The sequence below is a fragment of the Marinomonas epiphytica genome (assembly GCF_054780655.1).
Window position 1 is genome coordinate 298,738 of record NZ_BAAGVX010000026.1, and the last position, 12,581, is coordinate 311,318.

Annotated in this window: 13 protein-coding genes; all 13 read left to right on the forward strand. The window is 43.7% G+C overall.

All coding sequences use genetic code 11. The annotated features are described in order from the left end of the window. Window positions 1-17: 17 nt before the first annotated feature. On the forward strand, window positions 18-2,363 hold the full coding sequence (locus tag ACYVGZ_RS06485) for a flagellar hook-length control protein FliK (RefSeq protein ID WP_460752874.1): 2,346 nt from the start codon (window positions 18-20) through the stop codon (window positions 2,361-2,363). Between the two features lie 97 nt (window positions 2,364-2,460). Beyond that, window positions 2,461-2,973 (forward strand): flagellar basal body-associated FliL family protein, encoded by a 513-nt coding sequence (locus ACYVGZ_RS06490; protein WP_460752877.1) that lies wholly within the window; start codon window positions 2,461-2,463, stop codon window positions 2,971-2,973. Window positions 2,974-2,979: 6 nt separating this feature from the next. Beyond that, window positions 2,980-3,957 carry a flagellar motor switch protein FliM gene (gene fliM, locus ACYVGZ_RS06495; RefSeq protein WP_460752880.1) on the forward strand — a complete coding sequence of 326 codons (978 nt, stop codon included), beginning with the start codon at window positions 2,980-2,982 and terminating at the stop codon, window positions 3,955-3,957. A gap of 1 nt (window position 3,958) precedes the next feature. Beyond that, window positions 3,959-4,411, forward strand: coding sequence for a flagellar motor switch protein FliN (gene fliN, locus ACYVGZ_RS06500; RefSeq protein ID WP_460752883.1), 453 nt, complete (start codon window positions 3,959-3,961; stop codon window positions 4,409-4,411). Window positions 4,412-4,417: 6 nt separating this feature from the next. Further along, the gene (gene fliO, locus ACYVGZ_RS06505) at window positions 4,418-4,837 is read left to right on the forward strand and encodes a flagellar biosynthetic protein FliO (RefSeq protein ID WP_460752886.1); all 420 of its coding nucleotides are present in this window, start codon (window positions 4,418-4,420) and stop codon (window positions 4,835-4,837) included. Then, on the forward strand, window positions 4,830-5,579 hold the full coding sequence (fliP, locus tag ACYVGZ_RS06510; protein WP_460752889.1) for a flagellar type III secretion system pore protein FliP: 750 nt from the start codon (window positions 4,830-4,832) through the stop codon (window positions 5,577-5,579). The genes fliO and fliP overlap by 8 nt, the downstream gene beginning before the upstream one ends. Before the next feature lie 2 nt (window positions 5,580-5,581). Next, complete coding sequence (gene fliQ / locus ACYVGZ_RS06515) at window positions 5,582-5,851, forward strand: flagellar biosynthesis protein FliQ (RefSeq protein ID WP_460752892.1); 270 nt, start codon at window positions 5,582-5,584, stop codon at window positions 5,849-5,851. Beyond that, window positions 5,851-6,624, forward strand: coding sequence for a flagellar biosynthetic protein FliR (gene fliR, locus ACYVGZ_RS06520; protein ID WP_460752895.1), 774 nt, complete (start codon window positions 5,851-5,853; stop codon window positions 6,622-6,624). The genes fliQ and fliR overlap by 1 nt, the downstream gene beginning before the upstream one ends. Next, on the forward strand, window positions 6,625-7,761 hold the full coding sequence (gene flhB, locus ACYVGZ_RS06525; RefSeq protein ID WP_460752898.1) for a flagellar biosynthesis protein FlhB: 1,137 nt from the start codon (window positions 6,625-6,627) through the stop codon (window positions 7,759-7,761). Window positions 7,762-7,792: 31 nt separating this feature from the next. Then, window positions 7,793-9,910: a flagellar biosynthesis protein FlhA gene (gene flhA, locus ACYVGZ_RS06530; protein WP_460752901.1), complete on the forward strand. Its 2,118-nt coding sequence runs from the start codon at window positions 7,793-7,795 to the stop codon at window positions 9,908-9,910. 98 nt (window positions 9,911-10,008) lie between these two features. Further along, entirely contained in the window at window positions 10,009-11,316 is a 1,308-nt protein-coding gene (gene flhF, locus ACYVGZ_RS06535) for a flagellar biosynthesis protein FlhF (RefSeq protein ID WP_460752904.1), read from the forward strand. A 91-nt stretch (window positions 11,317-11,407) separates the two neighbouring features. Beyond that, a complete protein-coding gene (locus ACYVGZ_RS06540; protein WP_460752907.1) occupies window positions 11,408-12,145 on the forward strand; it encodes an RNA polymerase sigma factor FliA in 738 nt (245 codons plus the stop codon). Between the two features lie 55 nt (window positions 12,146-12,200). Beyond that, a complete protein-coding gene (locus ACYVGZ_RS06545; RefSeq protein ID WP_460752910.1) occupies window positions 12,201-12,581 on the forward strand; it encodes a chemotaxis response regulator CheY in 381 nt (126 codons plus the stop codon).

Genomic DNA, 12,581 nt, shown 5'->3' on the forward strand with positions numbered 1-12,581 from the left:
TGCGTACGGAGGAAAATATGCAAACAGCTTCTAATCTTGCTTTATCTGTTTCTACAGAGTCCCCTCAAATATCTCCTAAAGGAGCCTCTAGTAAAGCCTCTTCAGAGGGGGGATTCGATGATGCGTTTAAGGTCGCACAATCGTCTATTGAGGCAAACAAAACAGCGGGTTCAAAATCTACCTCCATGCAAAAAGTAGATGAAAGTGAAAGTAAGTACTTACAAACTCAATCTGTTGGCGAAACAAAATTATCCACACAAGATGCGACCAATCATAACGGCACTTTGGGGGCATCCGATTTAGAAGATGGCGAGTTGCTCTCTGAGAAAGCTGGGGTGAATGAGGCAGTAAAGCGAGTAGGGTTAGCAACGGCAGAAGGAGGCAAAACTCTGCAGATGGATGGTGGTGAGTTTGCCGTTCAGCAGGATGAAACCGTCCTTAGTAGTCACTCTAGTTTACTGCCCGTCGTGAAAGATACAGCGCAAGGTGTGGTTGAGGCTTCAGTAACGGCATCCGAAGAAACTTCCCCCTTGATAAATAGCCCCTCTTTGCAAGATTCGTCTCGTTTTACTGGAAAATCAGATGTAGCGCCAGTAACGGTTGGGGAAATACAAGATCCAGCGTCAATCGTTACTCCTGCTGCTGTTGGGGCAGGAGTAGTTGTTGCGAAAGCGGGTGCTATAGAGTTACCTGAGCAAGGAGCAGCATCAGCAATTAGAGAGGCCTTGCCACTGCAAGGAAAAGAGGCTCAGTTGCAAATAGAAAACCTAGAAGCTTCAACTGTACTAGATGACCCTGAAGCAAGAGTGATGCTCAATCCGTCTTCTGGAGAAGAGAAACTTGCGGCAAAATCAGTAAAAGAGCTGGTAACAAATCAAGAAATGCCTTTGCTCGGTCAGCAAGGTGCTTCTGTAACCGCATCCAGCTCTACGCAGAATCAACTGGCTGTATCTGTTGAAGATATAACCCCAGAGGATGTGCTGCAAACAGCGGAAAAGCCCAAGCAAAAAAGTGGGAATACCGGATTACCTTTTATGGCTGGTGCAGGCTTGAGTGCTTTAGCTGGGGATGATTCAACGGCGGCTGAACAATCCGTTACGGTGACGAATAGCGTTTCACAAATAGGTGATTCTTCACTCAATTTTAGTCAGTCACCAGACACAACTCTGCCGTCTTCTCCTTTATCTGCTTCAAATCCTATTGTAGACAGTGGTTTGGATATCGAGGCGAATACTACAGCGTTATCAAAGCAAACCGAACAGGGCAATAAAACGTTAGACACAGTGGCATTGTCTAGTGCTCTATTAGCGTCAACAAAAGCCTTGTCGAATGATAAAACTGCGAAAGGGGCTGTGGGGCTTGAAGCCAGTCAAGGGGCTGAGCAGGCGTCATCAAATTTGTCCAATGATATGTTGCTGCCAAAAGAAGGGGAAGCTGCCACCATTGCTACGGATACTGAAAGCGATGATTTGTCATGGGTGCTTTCTCAAATGGATAAAGCTCCCAAACAACTGGCTGGAACCTCAGTTACAGCTGTGGCCTCTGCTATGTCAGAAGCAAAGCCGAATGATCAAACAGTGACAGGAGCACCACTGTTAAGTGATAAGTTTAATTCAGAAGGTGCTAAGCTTTCTGCTGCGATGGCATTGGGAGTTTCACTTGATGCGGATTCGCTTGCCGCCACTAAAAGTGGTTTGGAGTCGTTAGGGGAGCCCTTAGCAACAGATGAAGTGCTTATGGACGATACCATAGAGCTCAGGAAAAAAGATCAAGAAAGTCTATTAACCAAAGTGGCAAATCAGGCTGAGAGAGTGGGTCAAGAAGTAGGGGGAATGGCCAGTTCTGTTTCTGCTCCCCAAGCGGCGAAAGCGTTAAGTGCTAGCCTGGCAACACAATTAACAAATGCGAATAATCAACAAAATTTAGCCATGAGTGTGCCTCCTAATCATCCTAACTGGGCAAGCGAAATGGCTCAAAAGGTTACCTGGATAGCAAGAGAAGGTGGGCATACAGCGCACATACGTCTAGATCCACCTGAGCTTGGTAGCCTAACGGTTAAAGTGAGTGTGGACAGTGACGCAAACACCCAGGTGAGTTTTGTTGCAGCTAGCGTGCAAAGCCGAGACGTATTAGAGAGCCAGATGCATAGATTAAGAGAAATGCTGGCACAACAAGGGATGGATTTAAACCAGGTAGATGTGGATGTGGCTGAGCGAGACACATCTAATACGCAATTTGCAGAGAAAGACCAGCAACAAGGCCAATATGCAGGGCAGGTTGCTTCTATTGAAGAAGAATTGGAAGCGGATCTTATAGAAAATACTTCTTATGTTTCTGCTAATGGCGTAGATTACTACGCATAACTTAGATAAAACCTAGGTGACTAGGCTTTTTCTTTGTAGAATATAGGCTTAGTGTACACTTTGAGTATTTTGAATAAACAAACCTAAGGGTTAGGGTATGGCTGAAGACGACTTAGATGTTGGCGGTGAAGAAACCAAAAAAGGCGGCAAGAAGAAGCTGATTATTATATTGGCAGTGGTTTTGGTATTGCTAATTGGTGGTGGTGCTGCGGCATATTTTCTATTTTTAAGCGGTCCTGCTGAGTCTGAAGAAGGCGAAGGCGTTAATGCCGAAGAAGTGGTACTAGAGGGCCCTTCCATATACTTAGAATTAGATTCGCCCTTTGTTGTAGACTTCATGGTGGCTGGAAAGCAAAGATATTTGCAGTTAAACATGACATTGAAATCAAGAGATGCGGCTCAGATCGATGCGGTAAAAGTTCACATGCCTCTGATTCGTAATAGTTTAGTCTTGCTGTTTTCTAGTCAGTCCTTCGAAGAATTACAAACGATAGAAGGTAAAAAGGCATTGAAGCTTGCTGCCGTAGAGTCGGTGAATGGTATTTTAGAGCAAGAAACTGGCCGAGGTGGTATTGATGACACCTTGTTTACCAATTTTGTGATGCAGTAACCCTTTATGTCTGCTCAAGATTTATTATCACAGGATGAAATTGATGCGCTCTTGCACGGCGCGGATGAAAAACCTGCTGAGGAAGAAGAGGTAGATGCGAATGGTGTCGCCTCTTACGACATAACCAGTCAGGAACGTATTGTCCGAGGGCGCATGCCGACCCTTGAGATGATTAATGAGCGATTTGCTCGTTACACCAGAATCAGTCTATTTAACCTGCTGAGGCGCACTGCGGATGTGTCGTCAGGGGGGTTGCAAATTATGAAATTTGGCGAGTATGTACACACTTTATATGTGCCTACCAGTTTGAACCTCGTTAAGTTTCGCCCCCTGAGAAGTACCGCGCTGTTCATCTTAGACGCTAAATTGGTTTTTAAGCTGGTTGATAACTTTTTTGGTGGTGATGGTCGTCACGCTAAAATCGAAGGACGCGAATTTACGCCCACAGAAATCCGTATTGTACAGCTCATGCTTGAACAAGTTTTTATTGATTTAACAGAAGCTTGGGCGCCAGTGTTAAAACTCGAGTTAGAATATTTAAGTTCTGAGGTGAACCCTGCCATGGCTAATATCGTTAGCCCGAGTGAGGTTGTGGTTGTTTCCACCTTCCATATTGAGCTCGACGGTGGTGGCGGTGAATTACATATTACTCTGCCTTATTCTATGATCGAGCCTGTAAGAGAATTATTAGATGCGGGTGTGCAAAGTGATGTAGATGAAAAAGATGACCGTTGGGGCAAATCTTTGGAGCGCGATATTGAAGACATTTCTGTTAATTTAACCGCAAGCGTAGCAAAGCGTAAAATCTCCTTGCGAGATGTTTTAAAGTTCAAAGAAGGTGATATTATTCCTATCGAAATGCCTGAGTTTGTTACAGTAAGAGCTAATGATGTGCCAACCTTCAAGGGGAAGCTTGGGGTGAGTAATGAGCACTACTCGGTGCAAGTAGAAGAAAAAATATCCATAACTAAGGTGAAGAAATAACATGGCTGAAGAACAATCTCCTGATCAGGAAGGAATGGACGAAGAGCTCGCTGATGAATGGGCAGCGGCTATGTCTGAAGCTGGAGATGATGGCAACGCGGAAGATGAGTGGGCGGCTGCCATGTCAGAGCAAGAAGCAAAGCCAGTGGAGCTAGATGAGTTAACCAGTCCTGCAGTACCTCAAGGCTCCATAGGGTCTGACCTGGACCTGATTATGGACATTCCCGTCAACCTGTCGATGGAGCTTGGTAGTACTGAGATAGCTATTCGAACTCTAATGCAATTGACTCAGGGGTCTGTTGTGGAACTAGACCGCTTTGCTGGAGAACCCTTAGATGTGCTGGTGAATGGGACTCTGATTGCCCATGGTGAAGTGGTTGTAGTCAATGATAAGTACGGTATACGCTTAACCGATGTGGTTAGCCCATCAGAACGAATTAAAAGATTAAAGTAGGCGCTTGTGAACAGGCCATTTAAAAGTAAACTTTTCTTAACAGCTGTGCTTTGCACGGCTGTTTCTCGTTTATATGCTGCTGATCTATCGGCTGTGAATACAGGTTACTCTGTGTGGAAAGTCGTATTGGCATTAGTGGTGATTGTGGCTTTTATTCCTGCTGCACTTTGGTTGGTTAAGAAGGCGCAGCTGGCGCAAATGAAATTCAATCAATCGGATATTAAAGTCGTTAGTGTGCAGGGAGTTGGGGCAAAAGAGAAAGTGGTACTAATTGAAGTGGAAGGTGAAAAAGTCTTGTTAGGCGTGACAAGTCAGGCTATTACGCATTTAAAAAGTTTTACTCCCAACGGTAGTGCTTTTGCGCAAGTAATGCAGGACACAAGTGCAGTGACCCCTAGTAACACCTCTAAGGATGGCAATGAATAAACTTGTTGGTAGCATAGTTGTCGCACTATTTTTTCTGTTACCCACTTGGTCTTGGGCTGAAGTCGGCTTGCCAGCCGTGAAAGTTGTTACTAATTCTGATGGAAGTCAGGATTACACTGTTTCGCTACAAATTCTCTTCATCATGACAGCGTTAACTTTATTGCCTGCTGCCCTGATGATGATGACCGCTTTTACACGTATTGTTGTTGTATTGGCTATTTTACGACAAGCGATTGGTTTGCAGCAAACTCCGTCAAATCAGATAATGATAGGGATGGCTTTGTTTCTGACTCTCTTCATAATGACGCCCACCTTAAATGAGGTGAATCAAGTGGCATTGCAGCCTTACTTAAATGAAGAAATTACATCAGGACAGGCCATTGAAGCAGCCTCAGTTCCTATGCGAAACTTCATGCTGGCTCAAACCCGTGAAGACGATATCGCCTTATTCGTAAAACTTGCGGGGCAAGAAGGAGAGATAGAGTCATTGGAAACCCTTCCTTTCACCATCTTAATGCCTGCTTTTGTCACCAGTGAGCTTAAAACCGCCTTTCAGATTGGTTTTATGATTTTTTTACCTTTCTTGATCATTGATATGGTGGTTGCCAGTGTCTTAATGGCGATGGGTATGATGATGCTATCACCAATAATTATCTCTTTGCCATTCAAAATTATGCTCTTTGTAATGGTAGATGGCTGGTCGATGATAATGGCGACACTTGCCGCCAGTTTTGGAGTCTAGGTATGGATCCTCAGGTTGCACTTGATCTCTATGGGCAAGGTTTTTACCTGATCGTTGTGATTGTTGGTGTCGTTATGATGCCAAGTTTGTTGGTGGGTTTGCTTGTCAGCGTATTTCAGGCTGCTACCCAGATCAATGAGCAAACCCTGTCTTTTCTACCTAGGCTAATTGTTACTATATTGGTTCTGATGCAGTTGGGGCCTTGGATATTGACGGAGCTAGTAGATTTTACCAATGCGCTGTTTGTTAATATTCCAATGATGATAGGGTAATGCTGGAGCTTAACCCTGATCAGTTGTTGTCTTTAACCATCAGCTTTATGTTGCCTTTTTTTCGTATTGGCGCCTTTATAATGGCTTTGCCTTTGTTTGGCAGTCAGCTAGTCAACGCTCGAGTGCGAATTGCTTTTGCCTTTGTTATTTCAATTATCGTGACACCGCTGATAGATCAACCCGCGTTTGACCCTATTTCTCCTGCTTTTGTCGTCTTAATTGCTGAACAGCTTGTTATCGGTTTTGTGTTAGGTTTTGTGGTCACTATCTTGTTTCAATTGTTTGCTTTGGCGGGGCAGCTTGCTGCCATGAAAGCGGGGTTGGGTTTTGCTATGTCGAATGACCCAGCTAACGGAATATCCGTCGCCACATTGGGGCAATACTACTTGTCTATGGTGGCGCTAGCTTTTTTGGCGACTAATGGGCACTTGGTGATGATTGAATACCTTGCGGACAGCTTCAACTATTGGCCAATTGGTGCAGGCTTTGATAGTGATCGCTATTGGTCGTTGGTGTTACTGGGGGGCTGGATGTTCGAAAAAGCATTGTTAGTCGTTCTACCCTTAGCCATTTCAGTGTTGATTATTAACTTGTCGTTTGGCGTTGTCGCTAAAGCCTCGCCACAATTGAATATCTTTGCGTTGGGTTTTCCTATAATTATGTTATTTTCTTTATTCTTCTTTTGGGTAATGCTGGAAGATTTTTTAGATATTTATCTGCTTTTCTTTAATGAGATTACAGAATGGCTAAAAGTAGCGTGGGGAATTCGTTAGATGGCTGAGAACGAAGACGGTAGCGAAAAAACGGAAAGTGCCAGTAGTAAAAAACTACAAGATGCCCGAAACAAAGGTAATATCCCCCGCTCTAAAGACCTTAGCTCTGCCCTTTTGCTAATAGTGGCTGCTGCAACCCTGTATGGCACAGGGACGCTCCTGGTTCGTGACTTATCTGTTTTATTTAATTTTAATTTTCTTATTGAACGGGAAGATCTGTTTGATTTAAGCCGAATGGTATTTCATCTCTATGAATCCGTGGTCGCAGTAATGGACTCCATGGTGCTGTTAATGTCTATTTTAGCAGCGGCTGGGATTGTGGGGAGTATTGCTTTGGGAGGTTTGAATTTTTCTTGGGAACCTTTACTACCAAAGTTAAGTAAAATGAACCCTATTTCTGGTTTAAAACGAATGTTCTCTGCTCAATCCCTAGTGGAGTTGCTAAAATCCATTGCGAAAGTCTTGTTGGTTGGCCTCGTTTCAGTTCTTGTTATTAATTATTTCTTGGCTGAGTCTCTTGGTCTGCCGTTCCAATCTGTACAATTGGCCGTTGCTCATGGTATAGACATAGTTATTTGGTCTTTCGTGTTTGTTTCCTTGGCCTTGGTTCTTATTGCTGCGATAGATGTGCCTTTTCAGATTTGGTCTCATAAAGAAAAGCTTAAAATGACCAAGCAAGAGGTAAAAGATGAATTTAAACAGCAAGAAGGTGATCCTCAGGTAAGAGGCCGAATCCGCCAATTGCAAAGGCAAGCAGCGATGAATCGCATGATGGCGGATGTGCCAGATGCGGACGTAATCATTACCAACCCAACGCATTTCTCAGTGGCTCTGAAATACGATCAAGTTGGTGGTAAAGCCCCTGTTATGCTTGCTAAGGGAGCAGATTTTATGGCTTTAAAAATTCGAGAAGTTGGGAATCATTACGATATCCCCGTGATCCAGTCTCCTGATTTAGCTCGTGCTGTGTATCATCACACCGAAATTGGTGATGAAATTCCGCAGGGATTGTTTAAAGTAGTGGCACAGCTTCTTGCATATGTCTATCAGTTACGCAATGTCCGTCAAGGTGCACAGAGGCCTGAAGCTATGCCAGAGTTGAATGTACCTGATGAATTCCAGTGGGATGGTCAATAGTGAGAGTGTTCTTGTTTAGTAGAGGTAGTGTGTGATTTTTGACCGAAATCGGGTCGCCGGGCAGATGCAAGGTATCTTCAATGGCAATTTAGGTATTCCTATTTTGCTACTTTCTTTATTGGCTATGATGGTATTGCCAATACCTGCATTTCTATTGGATGTTTTATTTACCTTTAATATTGCTCTCGCCATTGTTGTATTGTTGGTAGCGATATATTCCATGCGTCCATTGGACTTTGCTGTTTTTCCTACCGTTCTGCTGGTATCTACCTTAATGCGCTTAGCGCTTAATGTTGCCTCTACCCGTGTGGTGTTATTGAACGGCCACGAAGGAGGAGATGCCGCAGGTAAGGTTATCGAGGCTTTTGGTGAAGTCGTAATTGGCGGTAATTATGTAGTGGGTTTTGTAGTATTCGCTATTTTAATGATTATTAACTTTGCGGTGGTCACGAAAGGTGCTGGGCGTATTTCGGAGGTGAGCGCGCGCTTTACCTTGGATGCTATGCCTGGTAAGCAGATGGCAATTGATGCGGACTTAAACGCCGGCATGATTGATGCGGATCAAGCGAAACAACGGCGTATGGAAATCTCAGCAGAAGCCGAGTTTTACGGTTCTATGGATGGTGCCTCAAAGTTTGTTAAAGGGGATGCCATTGCAGGGTTATTGATTCTAGGGATCAATATTATTGGTGGTCTGGCCATAGGTATGGCGCAACATGATTTGTCTTTTACGGAAGCCATTGAGCGATACTCATTATTGACAATAGGGGATGGGTTGGTTGCCCAGTTGCCCTCTTTGATGCTTTCGACTGCTGCGGCCATCATGGTGACACGGGTTAATGAAACGGGAGACATGGGCTCTCAGGTCATTAGTCAAATGTTCGGCAGCCCTAAAGCGCTCTATGTGGCAGCTGGCGTAATGGGCATAATGGGGATAGTCCCTGGCATGCCTCATTTATCCTTCTTGTCTTTGGCTGCATCGATCGGTGGTTTAGCGTACTTCTTGGAGTATCGCAAGAAGCAAGTTGCTAAAAAAGGCACTAAGTCTGCGAGTAAGTCTTCTTCTGAAAGTGCGCCTCCTGCTGAAGTGAAGGATTTAAGCTGGGATGATGTTGCACCCGTAGATATGTTGGGTTTAGAAGTAGGCTATCGCTTAATTCCTTTGGTTGATAAAGGCCAGGGTGGTGAGCTACTCGCACGAATAAAAGGGGTGCGACGAAAACTTTCCCAAGATTTAGGTTTTCTCGTACCCAGTGTGCATATTCGAGATAATTTAGATCTTATGCCGAATGCTTACCGAGTGACCCTTATGGGCGTGAGTTTAGCGGAAGCAGAAGTGCACCCAGATAAAGACCTTGCTATCGACCCGGGGCAAGTGTTTGGCAAAATTGACGGTATTGCAGGTAAAGACCCATCATTTGGTTTGGATGCTGTTTGGATTGACCCCAAAAAACGTGATCAAGCGCAAACCTATGGCTATACCGTTGTGGATGTCAGTACAGTGGTGGCGACTCATATTAATCAGATTATGCATAAACATGCTTATGAATTGATTGGTCATGATGAGGTGCAACAATTGTTGACCTTGTTGAAACAGTATAATCCTAAATTAGCCGAAGAATTAGTACCTAATGCGGTCCCACTAAATGTTCTGTTGAAAGTGCTGCAAAATTTATTGATTGAGGGTGTGCCTTTGCGGGATATGCGGACAATCGCTGAGGCGATAATGGGTGTTCAGCCAAAAACTCAAGACCCGATGATTTTGACGGCCGCCGTTAGGGTTTCTTTGTCGCGTTTGATTATTCAAACCCTTGCTGATGGTGTCGAAGAGATTCCGGTACTGACTCTAGAGCCACAATTGGAAAAAATGTTAATGCAGACAGTTCAGCAAAGTCAGCAGTCCGGTATCAAAAATGAAGAAGCACTTATTTTAGAACCTCAAATGGCAGAACAATTGCAGGCTTCTTTGAAACAGTCTGCAGAACAGCAAGAAGCTATGGGGAATACCCCAATCTTGATTGTTTCGGCGCCCATACGCCCTATGCTGGCGCGTTTTATGCGTTATGGCATGGTGAATATGTCGGTTTTATCCTACCAAGAGGTGCCAGATCATAAGCGAATTACAGTGGTGGGGGCTATTGGCCAATAGTATCTTTATATTGAGGTGATTTACTGGCTATATTTATCATAACCTTTCGGGTAAGCTATGGATTTGTAAGAAGAATAATGGGAAGGATAAAATAATTCATGCAAATTAGGCGGTTTCGAGCACCTGACATGCGACAAGCGATACGTAAAGTACGTGATGCCGTAGGGCCAGATGCTGTCATTTTGTCTAATCAGCGGCTCTCTACTGGTGAAATAGAGATAGTGGCTGCATTAGACTACGACGGCTCCTTGCCTTCTAGTTTGTCGACGCCTAAAAAAGATATTCCTACTCCTCCTCTCACACCTGATTCCCAAGTGAGTTCTTCTACACAGGATGAATACCGTCAACGCATAGAAAGTGCGAAACAACTAAAAAATCCGCAACCGGAAGAGACTAAAGCTACTCCCCAGGAACCCCGTGAAGCGACATACCGCTTTGAAATGCCTGACATAGAGCCTGATCATGAAGATCCAGTTGTCGAAGAAGCGCTGTCTTTGCGCCAGAATGCTCAAAGTCAGCAACTAAAAGAGATGGAAGAAGAGCTTCAGCGAGTTAGAAGCTTGCTCGAACAAAGTCAAAGTGCAAAGAATTCTGATGCCAAACGTTCTCCAGTTGAATCTCAAGCGAAAGAAAAGTTAAAAAAATTAGGGTTGTCTGACTTTGTTATTTCAAGGCTATTAGATGACATTGAATTGCGAGGTCGCGAAGATGATTGGAATCGTTTACTTGCTCATCTCGCGGATTACATTCCAGTCCGCTCGCAGTCTTCTGAGCTAAGTGGTTGTTTGGCTTTTATGGGGCCCACAGGCGTGGGTAAAACGACTTCAATTGGTAAAATTGCAGCCCAGCATGTTTTGAAGCATGGTCCTGATAGTGTGGTGCTTATTACGACTGATACCTATCGTATCGCAGCCCACGAACAACTTAGAACCTTTGGTAGGATTTTAAATGTTGCTGTAGAAGTTGTAAGTGAATATTCAGATTTAAATGAAGTGTTGGCTAAATATGCTAACTACTCATTAGTTCTTATTGATACGGCTGGTATGAATCCTAGAGATTCAAACTTAGAGCGCCAGTTATTGATGATGAAACGCGCTCGCGCCAATGTTCGTAAATTGCTGGTGCTCCCTTGTACAAGTCAAAGGCAGGTCTTAAAAACCGTTGTTGATGTTTACTCTCAGATTCAGCTAGATGGCTGTGTATTAAGTAAAGTAGACGAGTCTGCTTCTCTAGGAGAAGCGATTAGTGTGGTAGTTGAAGAAGGTCTACCAGTTGTTTATATTGCAGATGGGCAACGTATACCTGATGATATTGAGCCAGCTCGTGCTCATAACATAATTAGCCGTGCTGTTTATACAGCAGAGCACTATAGTCAGCTTTATGGGGCGTTAAAGTACGGTAGTTAGTTAAGAAATGTTATTACTAATAGGCGCACTATAGGTTTATATTATAAAGTAAGAACAGTCTCTAAAGTGGACAGGATAATGAGCATATATAATGTTAAGCAGTAATGGATACAACACATACGGTAAAAAAGCGACGCTTTCAGTGGATGCGATTGTTGATCAGTATGCTTATTTAGTGAAAAAAATTGCTTTTCATTTATTAGCTCGTTTGCCTGATAGCGTGGATGTAGATGATCTAATACAGGCCGGTATGATGGGGTTGATTGAAGCGTATAAACGTTTCGAATCGACCAAGGGGGCAAGCTTTGAAACCTATGCAGGTATTCGTATTCGTGGCTCTATAATGGACGAGGTGCGTAAGTCAGATTGGGCGCCACGTTCCGTGCGTAAAAATGGTCGTGCTGTTAATAATGCGATTAAAGAGCTTGAAGCAAAAACTGGCAGAGACGTGACTGATATGGAAGTAGCTGCCCATATGGGGATTTCCATCGAAGAATATCACGACATTATTCACTCTAATATGTCTTCGCAATTATTTAGCTATGAAGAAATGCTAGATTCAGAAGGTGGACACTTAGATGAAGCGGCGACAAGTAATGACAGCTCACCTTACAGCCTAGTGGAAGATAATGGTTTTCAGGTTCAGCTTGCAAAAGAAATCGATGGTTTACCTGAAAGAGAAAAAATGGTTCTGTCTTTGTACTACAATGACGAACTAAACCTAAAAGAAATTGGCGCTGTTTTGGGCGTCAGCGAATCTAGAGTTAGCCAAATTCATAGCCAAGCGGCTATGAGATTACGTTCTAGATTAACGGATTGGCGAGATTAATTTATGAGTTGTAAGAGATTACCTTTAGGGTACGGAGGTTGCATTGGATAAGAACATGAAAATCCTGATTGTTGATGATTTCTCAACTATGAGAAGGATTATCAAGAATCTTTTGAGGGATTTAGGTTTCACCAACACAGTAGAGGCGGATGATGGTGTGACGGCTTTGCCAATTCTACAAACAGGCTCTATAGACTTTCTTGTTACTGATTGGAATATGCCAGGTATGACAGGAATAGACTTGCTAAGGGCGGTTAGAGCAGATGAAAAGTTAAAAAGTACTCCTGTATTAATGGTCACAGCAGAAGCGAAGCGTGATCAAATCATCGCTGCGGCTCAAGCAGGTGTGAACGGTTATGTTGTAAAGCCTTTCACTGCTGTGGCATTAAAAGAAAAGATTGAGAAAATATTTGAGCGAATTGACGCGACTAAGTAG